The 16,080-nt window shown below is 40.2% G+C and carries 16 protein-coding genes; 12 read left to right on the top strand and 4 right to left on the bottom strand.

Annotation, left to right across the window (positions count from 1 at the left end; all coding sequences use genetic code 11):
- Nucleotides 1–2: 2 nt before the first annotated feature.
- A complete protein-coding gene (gene hisG / locus N477_RS14945) occupies nt 3–902 on the bottom strand; it encodes an ATP phosphoribosyltransferase (RefSeq protein WP_063363738.1) in 900 nt (299 codons plus the stop codon).
- A gap of 264 nt (nt 903–1,166) precedes the next feature.
- Between hisG and N477_RS14940 the strand changes: the two genes are divergently transcribed.
- The 9 genes from N477_RS14940 (at nt 1,167) to N477_RS14900 (ending at nt 10,524) form a co-directional block, all read left to right on the top strand.
- Entirely contained in the window at nt 1,167–1,478 is a 312-nt protein-coding gene (locus N477_RS14940) for a hypothetical protein (RefSeq protein WP_155731912.1), read from the top strand.
- Nucleotides 1,479–1,609: 131 nt separating this feature from the next.
- Complete coding sequence (locus N477_RS14935; protein WP_063363740.1) at nt 1,610–3,532, top strand: ATP-dependent DNA helicase; 1,923 nt, start codon at nt 1,610–1,612, stop codon at nt 3,530–3,532.
- Nucleotides 3,522–4,208, top strand: a complete 687-nt coding sequence (gene tsaB, locus N477_RS14930; RefSeq protein ID WP_063363741.1) for a tRNA (adenosine(37)-N6)-threonylcarbamoyltransferase complex dimerization subunit type 1 TsaB — start codon at nt 3,522–3,524, stop codon at nt 4,206–4,208. The genes N477_RS14935 and tsaB overlap by 11 nt, the downstream gene beginning before the upstream one ends.
- A gap of 40 nt (nt 4,209–4,248) precedes the next feature.
- Nucleotides 4,249–4,539 carry a hypothetical protein gene (locus N477_RS14925; protein ID WP_063363742.1) on the top strand — a complete coding sequence of 97 codons (291 nt, stop codon included), beginning with the start codon at nt 4,249–4,251 and terminating at the stop codon, nt 4,537–4,539.
- Nucleotides 4,540–4,625: 86 nt separating this feature from the next.
- Nucleotides 4,626–6,698 carry an EAL domain-containing protein gene (locus N477_RS14920; protein WP_231098157.1) on the top strand — a complete coding sequence of 691 codons (2,073 nt, stop codon included), beginning with the start codon at nt 4,626–4,628 and terminating at the stop codon, nt 6,696–6,698.
- Between the two features lie 295 nt (nt 6,699–6,993).
- Nucleotides 6,994–7,755 (top strand): acyl-CoA desaturase, encoded by a 762-nt coding sequence (locus N477_RS14915; protein WP_231098158.1) that lies wholly within the window; start codon nt 6,994–6,996, stop codon nt 7,753–7,755.
- 425 nt (nt 7,756–8,180) lie between these two features.
- The gene (locus N477_RS14910; RefSeq protein ID WP_196760633.1) at nt 8,181–8,690 is read left to right on the top strand and encodes a phosphoribosyl-AMP cyclohydrolase; all 510 of its coding nucleotides are present in this window, start codon (nt 8,181–8,183) and stop codon (nt 8,688–8,690) included.
- A 355-nt stretch (nt 8,691–9,045) separates the two neighbouring features.
- Nucleotides 9,046–9,786 carry a DUF4437 domain-containing protein gene (locus N477_RS14905; protein WP_331245844.1) on the top strand — a complete coding sequence of 247 codons (741 nt, stop codon included), beginning with the start codon at nt 9,046–9,048 and terminating at the stop codon, nt 9,784–9,786.
- Nucleotides 9,787–10,041: 255 nt separating this feature from the next.
- The gene (locus N477_RS14900; protein ID WP_063363743.1) at nt 10,042–10,524 is read left to right on the top strand and encodes a helix-turn-helix domain-containing protein; all 483 of its coding nucleotides are present in this window, start codon (nt 10,042–10,044) and stop codon (nt 10,522–10,524) included.
- 106 nt (nt 10,525–10,630) lie between these two features.
- On the opposite strand, the gene N477_RS14895 is transcribed toward N477_RS14900, so the two are convergent.
- Nucleotides 10,631–11,698, bottom strand: a complete 1,068-nt coding sequence (locus N477_RS14895) for an esterase-like activity of phytase family protein (protein WP_063363744.1) — start codon at nt 11,696–11,698, stop codon at nt 10,631–10,633.
- Nucleotides 11,699–11,889: 191 nt separating this feature from the next.
- Nucleotides 11,890–12,579: an ArsR/SmtB family transcription factor gene (locus N477_RS14890; RefSeq protein WP_063363745.1), complete on the bottom strand. Its 690-nt coding sequence runs from the start codon at nt 12,577–12,579 to the stop codon at nt 11,890–11,892.
- An 84-nt stretch (nt 12,580–12,663) separates the two neighbouring features.
- On the opposite strand from N477_RS14890, the gene N477_RS14885 reads away from it, so the two are divergent.
- Genes N477_RS14885 through N477_RS14875 form a run of 3 tightly spaced genes read left to right on the top strand, consistent with a single transcriptional unit; the run spans nt 12,664 to nt 13,973 of the window.
- Entirely contained in the window at nt 12,664–12,996 is a 333-nt protein-coding gene (locus tag N477_RS14885; protein WP_063363746.1) for an NIPSNAP family protein, read from the top strand.
- A 1-nt stretch (nt 12,997) separates the two neighbouring features.
- Complete coding sequence (locus tag N477_RS14880) at nt 12,998–13,324, top strand: antibiotic biosynthesis monooxygenase family protein (protein WP_063363747.1); 327 nt, start codon at nt 12,998–13,000, stop codon at nt 13,322–13,324.
- Nucleotides 13,314–13,973 carry a DUF6058 family natural product biosynthesis protein gene (locus N477_RS14875; protein ID WP_063363748.1) on the top strand — a complete coding sequence of 220 codons (660 nt, stop codon included), beginning with the start codon at nt 13,314–13,316 and terminating at the stop codon, nt 13,971–13,973. Before N477_RS14880 ends, N477_RS14875 begins: the two co-directional genes overlap by 11 nt.
- A 71-nt stretch (nt 13,974–14,044) precedes the next feature.
- On the opposite strand, the gene N477_RS14870 is transcribed toward N477_RS14875, so the two are convergent.
- Nucleotides 14,045–15,397 carry a M24 family metallopeptidase gene (locus N477_RS14870; RefSeq protein ID WP_063363749.1) on the bottom strand — a complete coding sequence of 451 codons (1,353 nt, stop codon included), beginning with the start codon at nt 15,395–15,397 and terminating at the stop codon, nt 14,045–14,047.
- Nucleotides 15,398–16,080 lie beyond the last annotated feature (683 nt).

The raw sequence follows: 16,080 nt of genomic DNA, 5'->3' as shown, positions 1-16,080 counted from the left end.
AGTTACTCCATCATTTTTTCGATTGGCATGACGAGGATAGAGTTCGCACCAAGTGCTTTTAGCTCTTCCATGGTTTCCCAAAATAATGTTTCACTACTTACCATGTGTAGGGCAACATAGTCGTCACTGCCCGCAAGTGATAACAGCGTTGGTTGACCTGTGCCTGGTAGCAATTCGCATACTTCTTCAAGCTTTGCTTTTGGTGCGTGTAGCATGATGTATTTGCTTTCTTTGGCTTGGCGCACGCCTTTTAAACGCGGTAGTAACTTGTTGATTAAGGAAAGCTTACTGTCGTCATTCAGGTTTGCATTTTGGATTAAGCATGCGTTTGATTCTAAAATCGTATCACCTTGCATTAAGCCGTTTGCTTCGAGGGTTGCACCTGTTGAGACTAGGTCGCAAATTGCATCTGCAAGGCCTGCACGTGGTGCAACTTCAACTGAACCCGTCAGCATAACCACGCTGGCATCGATATTTTCTTTAACAAGGTATTGCTTAAGGATTTCAGGGTAGGTGGTGGCAATGCGTTTACCGTTAAACCAGTCTTTTGACTGTTCACCTAACTCTTGTGGCCAAGCAAGTGCCAGCCTGCAATAACCAAAATCAAGTTTCGACAGTGTTTTAACAGCGTTGGATTGGCCTGCGCGCTCTCGTTCTGCTTGCGTTTCTACCAGTACGTTTTCACCAACAATGCCCAGGTCACAAACGCCGTCCATTACTAAACCTGGAATGTCGTCATCACGTACACGAAGTACATCGATTGGCATATTTGTTGAATGCGCGATTAAGCGTTGTTCACGCAAGTTCAGCTTAACGCCGAGTTGTTTTAATAAAGATTGGCAGTCTTTTGACAATCTGCCTGATTTTTGGATTGCGATACGTAAGCGATTAGATGTATTCATAATTTATTTCCCAATATTCAAAAACGAAAAACCCCGAGGGAACCTCAGGGCGAAATAAATTTTAAATACGTTGAATGATTCGCCGGAGGTTCCTTTTAGGAATAACCCACCAGCGAAATACCTGACAGGCTATCCCGATGTATGATGGTGATGATGTACTGCTGTCAGATTTAAAAGCATGTTTTTACCTGTTTGTAAAAAATTCTGTAATTCGATTAACTTTTTATAGATAATCATGAAATTACCAAAGCATGCAAGTACTTTTTGAAAATAAATAAAGAATACTTTATGCCTGTCGATAATAAGTATATAGGTCAGTGGTTTATTTTGTTGGGAGGTAAGCTTATGGATATTTTTAAGCCTTACATGGCACCTATTGTTCGATTAAAAGTTGCGCATAATGGGCCGTTTAAAATTGTTGGTGTGCTTGATAACAAAGCTGAAAAGATCAAAGGGAAATCTCAAGCTAACAGTGTAGATAGCGAATTAAAACACCAGCGGGAGTTGCCTCCAGATGACGATGATGAAAATAGTAATAGTTCAGATGATGAAAAACATCTGGATACTTGGGCTTAGTTTAAGCGAAAAAGTATGCATCAACTTACTAATTTGGCATAAAAACAAGGGCTGAGTTGAACGGGTGCCTTGCTCTCGCTTTGATTTAAAATTAGAATTGCCTGAGTTATTTAGTCAGGTAATATTTTTCTTTGTCCATAGAACAGTACTTCTCAAAGACGGGCCCACTAGCTAATCATTTTAGTGGATACCAACCAAGACAACCTCAAATTGAAATGGCTGTTGCGATTGACGATATAGTCAAAAATGGCGGTCAATGCGTGGTAGAAGCTGGTACGGGTACTGGTAAAACTTTCGCATATCTTGTTCCTGCACTAATAAATACAAAAAAAATTGTCATTTCTACTGGGTCTAAAGCCCTTCAAGAGCAGCTCTATCACAGAGATTTACCAAATCTCTTAAAGGCGCTTGGTAAAGGGCGCAAAACAGCACTGCTTAAAGGTCGTGCAAACTATTTGTGTACTTATCGCCTAAATCAGCATGTTGCTCACGTGCCAACAGACGACCCAGATGTCATGCATCAACTTGCAATGGTTGCAAAGTTTGCAACTGAAACACAAAGCGGTGACCTCGCTGATTGTGTTGGTATAGAGGAAGATGCCAAAGTCTTACCTTATGTCAGTTCTACTGCAGATAACTGTTTAGGGAAAGAGTGCCCAGATTTTGCAGAGTGTTATATACGTAAAGCTCGCCTAAAAGCCATGGAAGCCGACTTAGTGGTGATAAACCATCATTTATTCTTCGCTGATATGGCGGTTAAGGATTCTGGTTTTGCTGAGTTGATGCCAACTGCCGATACCTATGTTTTTGATGAGGCACATCAGGTTAATGAGATTGCGAGCGACTACTTTGGCGAGTCAATCAGTACTAAGCAGCTCAATGATTTAGTCAATGACATTCGTGTTATTTATCTGAGTGATATGCCTGATATGCTGCAATTGGGGAAAACGCTCAATAAGTTAACCACCAGTATTGCTGATTTAAGGCTAGTATTTGGCGGTGATGGGGCTCGTGGAGATTGGCGGGAGGCGCTTAAAGATAAAGTAATTTGTGAGGCGCTGCACCGAGTAATTGGTAATTTAGATTTTTTGTATAAAGTGCTGAAGCTTTGCCTTGATAGAAGTGACAAAATTGAGCATCCATTTGAACGCGTATTAGCGTTTAAAGGCCAGATGGAGCGGGCATTTGATGTTGCTCAAACTGGGTATAGTTACTGGTTTGAAACCACACGTAGATTTGTAACCATTCACATTACCCCACTGGATGTTTCAAACCGTTTTCAGGAATTAGTTAAAAAAACAGAGGCCGGTTTTGTTTTTACCTCAGCGACGCTGTCGGTTGACAATAAGCTTGACCATTTTAATGCAAGCCTTGGTCTAAAACCGGATTTTCACAAAATTGTAGACAGTCCGTTTGATTATCAAAAGCAAGCATTATTGTGTTTACCTCGGTATTTACCTGAGACCAAAGATGAACTTATGCCGCACTCTTTGGTTAAAATAGCAAAGTCGGTTATCAATGCGGCCGAGGGGCGAACATTTTTACTCTTTACTAGTTATCGTGTTATGCATCTGGTATATGAGGGGATCAGTACTGCGACTGAATATCCCGTATTTATGCAAGGGCAGTCGTCAAAGCGTATTATACTTGAGCAGTTTATTCGTCATGGTAACGCGGTTTTGCTTGGTACCGCCTCGTTTTGGGAAGGGGTGGATGTACGAGGAGATGCTTTAAGTTGTGTTGTCATCGATAAACTGCCTTTCACTTCTCCAGATGATCCACTGTTACAAGCTAAAATGAAAGATGCAGAGCTCAGCGGTAAAGAGCCTTTTGAGGATATTCAATTACCACAGGCAGTCATTGCACTCAAGCAAGGAGTAGGGCGCTTGATCCGAGATAGGTCTGATAAAGGCGTGCTTATTATTTGCGATAATCGCTTAGTTACGAGAAAATACGGCGAAACGTTTATTAAAAGTCTTCCACCTATGACGCGTACGCGAGATTTGGAGAAGGCATTGAATTTTTTAGAGAACATCGATAAACATGAAACATAATTTGCTAGCAATAGATGCTTCTACAGAAGCTTTGAGCCTTGCCCTTCACTTTAAAGGTAAAACTTTTACTCACTTTGAAGTGTGTCCACAGCAACACAGTCAGAAAATTCTGCCACTTGTAGATGCGTTATTATCTGAAGCAAATTGCTCATTAAAAGAATTAGACGGCATTGTTTATGGTCGCGGCCCAGGTAGTTTTACTGGTGTTCGAATAGGTGTGGCAGTAGCACAAGGCCTTGCGTATTCTGCAGGGTTGAAATTACATGGTGTGTCTACTTTACAAGCTATGGCGCAAGAAGCCCTGCAAACACAAGATTGTAAAGAAGTCGTCAGTGCCATAGATGCGCGTATGGGGGAGATTTACCTTGGTCACTTTGGGGCTGACGAGCATGGTAATGCGGTTGCTAAACAAGACGAAATTGTGATTAAGCCTGAAATCATCAATGATGATTTTAATGGGGTAAAAGGTGTTGGTACTGGATGGCAGACTTATGCTGACGATGCAAAGCGCTTAAATGTCTCTGTCATTGATTCAGTTTCGCTGCCTAATGCGCGATTTATGCTTGCAATTGGTGATATTGGGTTCACCAATGGTGATACAGTTGCGGCGCAGGATGCACAGCCGCACTATGTGAGGGATACCGTTACTTGGAAGAAGTTGCCAGGTAGAGAATAAAGCACTATCCTTATATTAGGCACAAATATAGGCGCGTGTAATGCGGATTAATCAAGTTGTTCAAAATCAGGACACTTATCAATTTAACTCCAAAGTAGTTAAAACTCAGGAGAATGCGCGCTCTAATGATATTGCTAGTCCAGTTAGCGATATAAAATTCAGCCCTCAAGGCATCAAGTTGGCCGAGCAGTTTCAACAAGATAAGCGCTCGGTCATCTATGACCAACCTACCTTCAATTCAAACAAAGCTGTTCAAGCTTATTCCTCAGTGCAAAACGAAAATAGACGGTCCGAAATTCAATCTCTCATTGGTGTTGATATATACGCTTGATCAGGTTGAATTATTTTCAGTAAAAAAATGCAAGAACCGATTGTAATCTAAATTTATTGGGGTAATGTAAAAAGAAAAACAGAGTTGTGACAAGAACGTTGCTTAATAAATTTAACCAATATGCATTTAAAATCTCTTCAAACACAGTGATACTTTCACTGCGTGAAGGCTATATTGCGTTAATTCCATTTTTCATCGTTGCTTCGCTTATAACACTCATCAATCAATGGCTTAACATTTCCATGAAGGGGGTTGAGCATCAGTTTTTAGAAGACTTTAATGTATTGGTATGGGGAATATTCCCGGTATTAACCTTGATGTCCTTTAGCTACTACTTATCTAAAAACTTAAAAGTCCACTCAATTGCTAGTCCCATATTAGTTTTTACTTGCTTCACAGCGACAACAGGTTACATCACCATTTCTGATGGAGATTTGGCTATCAACCACCGCATGGGGGCTTTATATTCCTTACTGATGCCTGTTGTTTGTTGTTATTTTCTGTCCTATTTGGAAAGTTTGCGGGTTTTTCGCTTAGTTGGTGTGAGCTCAATCAGTTTATTTTTACGTAAGCATTTAAATTTAATCTTACCTTATCTCATTGTCACAAGCGTGGTGTTACTGCTTTTTCCTTACATTGATTTAGCCGCCGAAGCCATTGTAGAGGTACTTAAAACCCTTAACCCGCATTGGAATGTATTTGAAAAGTTGTCGATGCAACTTATTATTTCTCATTTGTTGTGGTTTATTGGTGTTCATGGTGATAACACGTACCAGCTACTTGTATCGAGTGAGCTGACGGGCTACTTCGTGTTACCGGACTTGATCAGCTATAACTTTTTTACAGGCTTTGTGATTTTAGGTGGTACTGGGTGCCTGTGGGGATTGATTGTTGCGGCGATGTTTTTAAAAAATGGCCAACATGAAAAGCGCATTGCTGCTATTTCTTCTCCACTTGCGTTATTTAACATCAGTGAAGTCATGATCTATGCCTTGCCGATTGTATTTAACCCCTATATTTTATTGCCCTTCTTACTATGCCCATTGGTGAATGCTTCTATTGCATACTTCGCATTTTACAGTGGTTTTGTAACGGTGGAATATGCTGATGAAATTCCATGGTTTACCCCCATCTTTGTCAATGGCTGGCTGCTCACTGAAAGCGTGAAAGGTATTGTGTTGCAAGTGGGCTTAGTGTTAATTAATGCATTGATCTATTTTCCATTTTTAAAAGCCAATAGAGATAATAACTTATCGGGTAAAGCGCTTGACGTATTGATGAAGCGTTACACCGCGGGGCGCTTGATTGAAGAAGGCGCGGAAGGCTCATTCAGCGCCACACAAAGAAAAGAGCAAATTAACGCGCACAGTCTTAAAGAAGTGACCGAGGCACTAAATCAAGGCGCTTTGACGTTATTCTATCAACCTAAAATTAACCCTTATAACAAGCAAGTTGTTGGCTTTGAGGCACTTTTAAGGTTAACAAATAAAGATGGAACTGTATCAGGTCCATGGTTCTTAGAAACTCTAGATCAGCATAACTTACTACACATCATTGATAACTACGTCATTGACCAATTAGAAATAGACTTAGAGCAGTTTGCAAAGCATGGACTAAAACCAAAAATCAGTTTTAATATCTCACCACAAAACCTATTAACTGGAGGATATCGTCGTATTATTAAGGCGTTTGCTAAGTTTCCAGGTCAGGTTGAAGTGGAGTTGCTCGAGTCCAGCTATATTGAAGACTTTAATAAAACAGTGACCATAGTTGATGCTTTGAAAAAGAATAAAATTGATTGTGCGATGGATGATTTCGGCACCGGATATTCTTGTCTGTCCGTTTTGTCTAAGTTAAATATTGAGACCATCAAGCTAGATCGTAGCTTGTTACCGGAACAATTAAACAGTAAATCGATTTCGTTATATACCAACTTGTCTGAGATGATCTCTAAGTTAGGCTTTAAGCTGGTGGCCGAAGGGGTCGAAACTACTGATGAAGAAAAGGTTGTAAAGCAGTCTCATATTGAGTGTGTGCAGGGGTTTTTATACTTCAAAGCCATGCCAGTGGAAGAAGCCATTTATTTGTATATGACCAAAGGTGACTCAGTCGACACCGACAATACAGCAAAAGATAAAGGCGAGCCTGTAGAGGAGTAGCTAGCTGTTTAATTTTGCATTGAGCTTAAATTTAAGATGCTGTTATAAATTAAATTAGGTAAGTATTACAATGATGGAATTACAGGGGGTTATATTGAATACGCACAGGGTTAGCTCCCAAAATTTCACAAGTGCATATGCTGGTTTTGTAAAATGGAAGCCAGTAAAGTCTATTTGGTTTTTGACGCACTTAGCATTAACCCTTTTTATTGCCCCTTTTGTTATCTCACTTTCTTCAGTCCTTATCTTTATAATTCTTACAGCGATCACTTTATGTTTTGGACATTCTCTAGGCATGCATCGATTGCTTATTCATCGTGCATATGAGTGCCCTAAATGGATGGAGTATCTATTTGTCTATTTGGGCGTGTTAGTCGGTATGGCAGGCCCCATTGGGATGATGATCCAACATGATCTTAGAGATTGGGCGCAAAGACAAAAGGCATGCCACGATTACTTATTGCATGGTTCAACGATGATAAAAGATGCTTGGTGGCAACTTAATTGTGACCTTGTCTTAAATAACCCGCCTAAATTTGAAATAGAGCAGAGCGTATCTCAAAGTCGGTTTTATCAATTGCTCGAAAAAACTTGGATGTTTCAACAGTTAATTTTAGCTGTGCCTTTATATATTTATGGTGGATTAGCTTGGCTGGTATGGGGTGTATCAGTAAGGATTGTCATATCTGTTGGAGGCCATTGGTTGATTGGGTATTTTGCGCACAACCAAGGTGATAAAACTTGGGAAGTTGAGGGAGCCGCAGTGCAAGGGCATAACATCAGAATGGCAGGGTTTTTATCGATGGGGGAAGCGTGGCATAACAATCACCATGCTTACCCAGGATCTGCCATGTTAGGACTTTATAAGGATGAACCGGATCCCGGTTGGTGGGTGTTAAATGCTTTGCATAATCTTGGGTTCGTAAAAAACATCAAATTACCTAAGCAGTTACCTGTGCGCACTGAGTTAGTGACTGTGTCTAACAATATGGCACAGCGAGTTGAACGAGTCCCACAAGGTTGCAAAGTCGCACAGTTTCTTCGTAAAGGTATTTAACCAGCTACCGCATTGAATGAATTTGGGCTATGTGATTTCCAATAGATGGAGCCAAAGCAAGTAAGTGTATTATTGGTTGCACAAGCCTTGCTCCATTGTTTTTATTATAGGTGGTCTACCTCATGGCTTTATAGCTTAAGGTGTTAATCTCTAATGAGCTTACTTGCCGATGCCTGCCATAACGGATCAACCAAGATGAATCTTTTTTATATAATTTTGTAGAGTTTTTTCTCCATTTCTTTATTCGAATCCACTAATCGTGAAACTTTGTAATGTTACACAAAGTTAATTGTTATATAACTTATTTTTAACGACAATGGGTGTGCCTTTTACTGTAGTCCTTTTGAGCGAGGAATTGGTACTCGCATTAGGGTAATAGGTTTAACTAGCGATAAAAAATAAAGAACATTCAAAAGGAGAGTTTCATGATTAAGTTAGCTGCATTATCTCTAGCAATTGCGTCATTGGTGTCTGTGGGTGCGCAAGCCGCGCCAATTACAACGGTTGAAGTAGAGGCTGCGCAAAAAGGCTGGGGTGAAGGGATCGTAAAAATTGGTCAAGCGAAAAACCCTAAAAAAGCGGCAGTTAAGCATTTAGAGCAGTTTTATGCATTTAATGACGGTCAGGTATTATTTAAGCCGACTTTGGCGTCAGTTGATCAATTTAGAGGCACTCAAAAAGAGGCATTGTCTTACTTTGTAGGTCAAGATTTGGCGGAAGATAAAGGCTTTGCATTGGCCCCTTATGTTAAGGTTCGTTGGGAAAATGAAGGGATCATCACAGATGGTGACTCAGCTATGTCGATGGGTAATTACTACTTTACGAAGAAAAATGGTGAAGAAATTAAAGTAGAGTATTCATTTGGTTATATCAAAGATAAAGAGGGTAATGTAAAGATTAACCTTCACCACTCTTCACTTCCTTTCAAGCTATAAACGGCTGATTAGTGCTGTCTAATATCTGTTTAATACAGGCATTAGACAGTCATCTTGTTCATCAACTTTTGTGCAGTTTAACCTATTCATTCCTTCAGTTTGGCTTTTATCAAAATTAAAAACACAAAATAGAGTGAGTTAAGTACTCGCTAAGCATGGCGCTTAGCACTGGTTTGCTATGCGTATGGTTATTATCAAAGTGTTTATAGTGTTTATGCGCTTATCTCAGGCTGAGGTTTACCATAAGATAGCGGCATTAAAGTCATTATCAGATAGTATTATGCGATCAGTTTTTTCAGTTTTATTCAGTTTTTCATTTATATTGCTGCCTCTTGGGCTTTCAGCGAGTGCGCGCGTGTCAGAGGTTGTTACTACAGAGAACTTAGAATGGGGGGATCTTAATCCGCTTCGGGGTAAGTTGAGTCCTGGTGCAGTGAATTTATGGGGGGATAGAACACAAGATACTGCGACAGGTATGTTGGTGCGTTTTAATAAAGGGTTTGAGTCCCCGCCGCATATTCACAATATCCTGTATCGTGGCGTGGTCATTGATGGACTATTGCACAATGATGATCCGAGTGCTGAAAAAATGTGGATGCCCAAAGGGTCATTTTGGACTCAGCCAGCCGGCGAGTCGCACATAACCGCCGCAAACGGTCACACCAATATGATTTATCTTGAAATTGATTCAGGTCCTTACTTGGTAAAACCTTCTAAACAAGCGTTTAATAGTGGTGAACTGCCACTTAACCTGCATAAAAACAATATTGTTTGGTCGGAAAAACAAACGATAAAGCACATTAAAACGACTGGGGTAGAGCAAGCTTTCCTGTGGGGCAGTTATTCAGCCACGAGAGGGGTGATGATTAAGCTACCTGCAAAATTTAGTGGCGTGATATCGAGTAAAGCCAATGAGTTTAAGGCTGTATTGATTGCTGGTGGAGTTGTATATCAGTCTAACGAACAAACGAAGATCACGCTTAGCAAAGGGAGTTACTTTGGGTCTACCACTGAGTTTCAGCATGTTATAACGAACAATGGTAACGAAGATGCCATTTTTTACATTCGAACAAACGGTCAATTTGAAGTTTATTGACGGGGAGTCCACTGAAGCGAAAAGTACTTTGTAAGTCTAAGCGCTAAGCTTTTACTGTTCCAAAAATGATTGAAAATCTCTAGCCGTGCGACTCGAGAGCCACTAATCGGTTTTTTCATATAATACACTCTATTTCATAGGGTTGTCGCTTTTGTGTCAGGACAATGTCACGATGACGGCAGGTCTCTGTCAGGACAAATTTTACTTACAGTTAGTATCATAACCTTTTATTATCATGTTAAAGGATGGTCAAAAATGAGTCAGGATGTGAAGCTAAGTAAAGAAAAAATCTATAAGCTGCGTATGGCCAAATGTTGGAGCCAAGATGAACTCGCTGCTGCGAGCGGGTTAAGTGTACGGACTATTCAACGAGTGGAAAAAACGGGTGCTTCATCGTTAGAAACCACAAAAGCACTGGCGTCTGTTTTTGGGGTTTCACCGGTCGCACTTCAGGCCTCAAATCGAGTCGAAAACATTACTTTTAGATTTATATGCAAATACGCATGGCTATTGGCATTTGCTGGTGCAAGTCTGTTCTTTGGGCTGTGGATTATTGATATTCTAATTCCGACACTCAAAGGTGCTGACTTTAACCAACAGTATGAAATGCATGGCAACTTTAGATATTTAGATTTTGGCGGAGTGTGCTTTATAGCTGGCTTTGTGTTGCTCGGGTTGAACATACTCTATGACTTTTTAAGTCAAAAGAGGTTACTTAATAGCAGCGATAAAGAGTAAGGCAATAGCATAGCCTAAAGACAGAATCGTTTTGTCAGAGAGCTTATGATTTGCCAGAAAAGTTATGTTGCTCATTCTTGCCTGACAAATCATTTGTTCATTCGACTTATTTGATATTCACATCAAACAATAAAATCTGACTAAGCTGCTTACCGTGAATATTGAAATTATTGTCAGACACCATTAATAAGCTTGGATTTCCATTTGAAAGCTGAGGGCCAAATGTCATGCCTTCTAAATTATCGATATGTTTTGAACCCAGTTGGTGTTTGATTGACTCCATATCCAATACCAAGGTTTTTTTCGCAGCTTGATATTGACCTGTTTTTAATGATGCTAGTTGCGATGTATCAGTTGCACCTTTGATATCAATGAGGAAAATACTGACGCTATTTCCGCCATCAGGAATACCAGCGGTGTAAGAGCGCTCCATGGTCAAGAATTGATGCTCATTGATTTGTAAAATTTCGACAAGGCCAGTTGTGCGAAATGCATCAGGCTTTGCTTCAGGTCGATTAACCATAGGCTCTAGGAAGTAAGCAAATTGCTTTTGCATTTGCTTTGAAGCAAAATCAAAATAAGATATACGGAGCATACTGCCATGCTTGACCGTTGCTTTTTTACCATCTTGTTTAAGCGGGCCTTCCATTGATACCCACATCCCTTTTCCTGAAGGTGCAATTGTGAGCCCTTCGAATACGGCATTATGCCTAGGACCCGATGACTTATTGATATCAAACATGTTTGGTAGTTCAAACTGAGTCAAACCAGTGCTTGTTTGCAAAAACACAGCCGGTGCTTTGTTGTATTTTATACTGCCCTCACTACTCCAAGCGATACCGCCATCATTTGGCAGTGCTCTCAGGCTTTCGGGATCTGCAACAACGGATGGGTTATTTTTATCAATGAGTTGGACAGACTTGTCAAATGTTACATCTTTAAATTTATTTGCTTTGACTTGAATACTTGCACTAAAGTACCTTGGTTTGTCAGCATCATCCGCTATCATCAAATATTTGCCATTGGCGTATTCGATACTTGATAAGCCACCGACAGTGTCTCCATCGACCTTTAAGTCTTCAGGTACAATGAACTCATCTAAATAGGAGAGCTCAATCGTGGTTGAGTGAGCAATAAAAGGGGCGAACAAAGCCAAGAATAAATAATTGCGCATAATGTTTTATCAACAAATGAAATAGAACCGAGGAATATACGCGGGTAACGTGAAGTTTGCATCACAAAAAGAATAAAAAATGAGTTGATTTACACTTTTTTATGGCGAATAGGTATCTTTTTATGTGGCTCATGGCAAAGCGTAGGCAGTTTGTATATGTATCTAGTTACACGTTGCTAAGTAAACACAGATTAATTCCGGACATCTGGCTTTATTAAAAATGTGTTGTGGAAAGATTTCAGCCCTTTGGCAGAAAATGCAATAGCACGACTATCTAAGTCTCTTTCTGCCCATTGTTTTTCAAATATGAAATCCAATATCCACTTTCCTAAACTGCCAGCCAAGTGGTTTCTTCTTTCACTCCAATCTAGGCAGGATTTACAAATAGGTCGATTCGCTTTTTCAAGGGCTGCTACATCAACGCCTAAGCTAGCAAAGTGCTTTTTACCTTTTTCAGTGAGTACAGACTGCTCCCCCATATCTTGAAGCATGCCCTCAGATACCAATGCGTCATAGAGTTTAACGCCCAACTCACCAGCTAAGTGGTCGTAACAGACTCTTGCAAATTGCAACCTAGGATCACTTGGGCCTGTTGTTGTCTGTGGTTTGGATAGGGAGGTGATAACCAATAGCTGCTCTAGCATCACAGCAATGTGTTGCCCTTTTAATTGAAAATACTTATGACGGCCTTGCTTTCGAACTTGCAATAGCTCGCCATCGACTAATTTACCCAAGTGACTACTGGCTGTTTGCGCAGTGATCTCTGCTTCAATTGATAGCTCGGTTGCAGTCAAAGCTTTTCCACCCATTAGGGCCATTAACATTTTTGAGCGAGCAGGATCTGCAATTAGCCCAGCGACAAGAGAGATATTTGGTTCCATAACTTCTTAATAGTTCGATGTGCATCGAAGCATAACATTTTCAAAGCGTTAGACTGCCTCAAAACAATAAAGGAAGCAAATCCAATGTATATGACCTGTTTTATAGAATACGAAATCGATCCAAGTAAATTAGCGCAGTTTAATCAATACTCGAAAAATTGGGGTGAAATTATTCCGAGATTAGGGGGGGAGTTGATTGGCTACTTTATGCCTTACGAAGGGGACAATAAGCGAGCTTATGGGCTGATTGCATTTGCCAGCCTTGCAGATTACGAAGCCTACCGCCTCAGATTAAGCGCTGATGAACAAGCTCAAGCAAACTTTGAATTTGCGCTACGAGAAAGTTTTATTTTGCACGAAAGACGCTACTTTCTCAGTGGCGTTGAGAGCACTTTAAAGCAAATTGGAGCCATGTGAGATGATGGCAGTCATATTTGAAGTCACTCTAAAATCTGAGGGTAAAGAGGCCTATTTCGATATCGCCACTGAGCTTAAAAACCTGCTCGTTAAGCAAGCTGGTTTTATTTCGATTGAGCGCTTTGTCAATGTCTCTGACCCGGACCGCTACGTATCTTTATCATTTTGGGATAACAAAGAGTCCGTTTTAGGCTGGCGAGACCAATTTGAACACAAGCGTGCTCAGGCTCTGGGCAAAGCTGAGCTGTTTGTGGATTTTAGATTACGCGTTGCGAATGTCATCAGAGATTATGGTATGAGTAATATGAAGGCTTCAAATGAGGTCTAAAACGCAGAACAATGCCTGTAATTTGTCGCTGATTAAGTATTTAACGGAGTATTTTTATACCGGCTCAGAATTATTGAATCGCAGTAATGTGTCAGAGTCTGAGTTCACTCAATTACAAATGCGCTCTATCATGCCAAAAGCGTCTTACAAACTTGATATGTCACTCACGTGTCATTCTTATTTTGGCTGCCATGATAGCCAACAGCTTGTATATTTTTATCCCAAAGCATACACAGGCTGGTTAAAAAAGTGCGTTAGTTATGATACACAGCAAGAAGCATTAACTGAGTTTTCTCGGTTATTCTACGAAGCAAAAAACAGACTATCAGAAAATGTGTTTTGGTTGGATGACAATAAAATCATGACTGCATTTGATGGATTTATTGCGCAGCAGTGGCCGCACTTTTTAGCAGGCACCTATGGTGTGTGTACGAAAAGGGGGTTACCGTTTGATATTTTAAGTAAAGAGCTGGCGGTGACAACCATCCGTGCTTTACTGGATAAAACATCTTTATCTGTCACAGAGAAAGCGCATTTGTCGCGAGCAGTACGTTGTTTAAAAAAAGTGGGAAGTCAATTTGCGCCGCACGAACGTGCCTTGTCTCAACAGCATCAATTATTAGCGCAGTTAGAAAGTTTATCTCGTTGAGGTTTATGAATAAAACATAAAGCCACATAAAGTGGCTCTATGTTTTTCGGTAAAAAGACTGAGTTAAGCCTTTATCTAATTAAATGCCATTTGGTTTGTCTACCTGCCAAATACCAAACTTGTTTACCATCAAACACTGCGTCTTGTTCTAGTTTGACTTGGATCCATTGATTATCCCATTCTGGCAATTGCACCTTAATGTTGCCTTCAATTGCGTAAACTGTATTTGGGTATAGCTTCCAGTCACCTTGAATTGGGGTTGGACCTTGGTTATCCCACATACCAATTGTTGGGCCTGGAGCATGGCCTACAAAACCCAGAGGGTGCGTGTAGGTACTACTGATAATATTAGCAGCTTGGCTATCTTTGATGGTGTCGGCCAAAATTTGGTTGCCCGTTAGCCCAGTTTTAAAGTTGTCTGTGAGGATATCTTGCCAGCGATTGCCCACCGACATCGCATTTTTCAATCCTTTTGGCACATCAGTTTCATTGAGCTTTAAAACGTAGCCCATCTCTTGCGTATCGGTACATTGATTTAAGTAGCATATGCCAACATCGGTATGAATAATGTCTCCAGGCAAAATAACGCGATTGTATTTGCCCATAAACACTTCATCTTTTGGTGGGTTATCACCGCGGCGCTGAATATTTACATAGGGTTGGAACCAAGGTCGCAACTGCAACTCTTCAAAACGTTCACGAAGATACCACTCAACATCTGTTGTTGTAGTGACGCCCGGGGTGATCACTTTATTCGAGAATGCTTCCGCTATCACGCGTCTTGCAATAGTAACAGCTTGAGGATAGACGTTAAGCTCTTTGTCACTTCTTGTTTCTAGCCATCTAATTACCAAGTTTTCTGCACTCACCAAGCGTTTTTCATATTTTCTAGGTAAGTACTTTTTCAGTTGATTATGCAGGCCAACACTTAAGCCATCAGCTAATGCCCAATCTTCACTGATGTTTATACCGATGCGTTTTGGATCTTTCTCAGCAATCACTTCAGCTAAACGCTGCCATTGCTCTTCTTTGCTGCCGCCTTTCCAGACAGTAGGGTATAGATCCCCAATTGGATAGCGGCTAACACTGAATCGCTCTACGCTGCCATCTGGCTTTTTAGAGAACACTAATAAGGTTGTGCGTCTTGCTGCAAAAGTGGGCTGTGGCACAAGTGTATAAAACAACTTATCTTCACCATATTCACGATTAATGACGAGCCACATGTCTAAATCGGCTTCATCCATGAGCTTTGGTAATAGATTGTCGAGCCTATCTGTGACCATTTGATTTATCGGCTCTACACGCTCTTTAAAACTGAGGATATCGGGCAGCTCTGTTACTTCGCGCCCTTGTGTAAATTCTTGTGCAGACAATGATGTGCTCAGGCCTAGTACGGCCCCAAATAGTCCAAAAAACTTGTGCATAATGGTCCTACCGTTTATTTGCTTATATAGACCTTAAAGGTCTGCATTGAATTAGCTTACCTAAAAGATCGAGTATTTATTGTTAGTAAGGGCCTAAAATAGTATGGCAATGTGTATTTAACAGCAACATAAATGCTACGAATTACAACTAAGTACTATTTACACAACTAATAGAGAGTAGAAATAATGATATGAATAATATAATCCTGCCTTTTAGTCATTATTCATAATAGTTGAAATAGACTGGCTTAACTGTGACTTGTAATTTAGTATTTGGTTGCAAAAGAACTAGGTTTCAATGACTTGAGTATGTCAAGTAGTAATGATAAAGCATTGATTAAATTACTTATCTTTCGTTTTTTATTGATTGGCACTAAAGCTGTTTATAAAATTAAAAAGCTTCAAAAAAGTCGTTTATTTATCAGATAAATAAAGTTTTATCTGTAGTCTATAGATAAGCAAATTGCTTTTATCAAGCCAAAATGAAAGACGCGATATTTATGTAAATTAATGACAAAGGAGAATCTTTATGGGCTGGCACTTTGACCAAATAGTACTGCAAAATCCAACGGGTTTAGGTGGGAGTGAAAATAATCCAGTGATACTGGGAGAGGAAGTGACGCTTACATTGCCTCTCGAGAAAGTGAGTGGTAGTCCAATTGGGCCTTGTTTCCTAAATATTT

This window comes from Pseudoalteromonas luteoviolacea H33-S, assembly GCF_001625695.1.
Classification (GTDB): Bacteria; Pseudomonadota; Gammaproteobacteria; order Enterobacterales; family Alteromonadaceae; genus Pseudoalteromonas; species Pseudoalteromonas luteoviolacea_B.
This window is presented reverse-complemented; position numbering and strand designations above follow the sequence as displayed.

Coding starts and splice junctions, on each gene's coding strand:
- N477_RS14900 (WP_063363743.1), top strand. CDS start 10,042: ATGAGTCAGGATGTGAAGCTAAGTAAAGAAAAAATCTATAAGCTGCGT.
- N477_RS14910 (WP_196760633.1), top strand. CDS start 8,181: ATGATTAAGTTAGCTGCATTATCTCTAGCAATTGCGTCATTGGTGTCT.
- N477_RS14875 (WP_063363748.1), top strand. CDS start 13,314: ATGAGGTCTAAAACGCAGAACAATGCCTGTAATTTGTCGCTGATTAAG.
- N477_RS14925 (WP_063363742.1), top strand. CDS start 4,249: ATGCGGATTAATCAAGTTGTTCAAAATCAGGACACTTATCAATTTAAC.
- N477_RS14895 (WP_063363744.1), bottom strand. CDS start 11,698: ATGCGCAATTATTTATTCTTGGCTTTGTTCGCCCCTTTTATTGCTCAC.
- N477_RS14890 (WP_063363745.1), bottom strand. CDS start 12,579: ATGGAACCAAATATCTCTCTTGTCGCTGGGCTAATTGCAGATCCTGCT.
- N477_RS14870 (WP_063363749.1), bottom strand. CDS start 15,397: ATGCACAAGTTTTTTGGACTATTTGGGGCCGTACTAGGCCTGAGCACA.
- tsaB (WP_063363741.1), top strand. CDS start 3,522: ATGAAACATAATTTGCTAGCAATAGATGCTTCTACAGAAGCTTTGAGC.
- hisG (WP_063363738.1), bottom strand. CDS start 902: ATGAATACATCTAATCGCTTACGTATCGCAATCCAAAAATCAGGCAGA.
- N477_RS14885 (WP_063363746.1), top strand. CDS start 12,664: ATGTATATGACCTGTTTTATAGAATACGAAATCGATCCAAGTAAATTA.
- N477_RS14915 (WP_231098158.1), top strand. CDS start 6,994: ATGCATCGATTGCTTATTCATCGTGCATATGAGTGCCCTAAATGGATG.
- N477_RS14880 (WP_063363747.1), top strand. CDS start 12,998: ATGATGGCAGTCATATTTGAAGTCACTCTAAAATCTGAGGGTAAAGAG.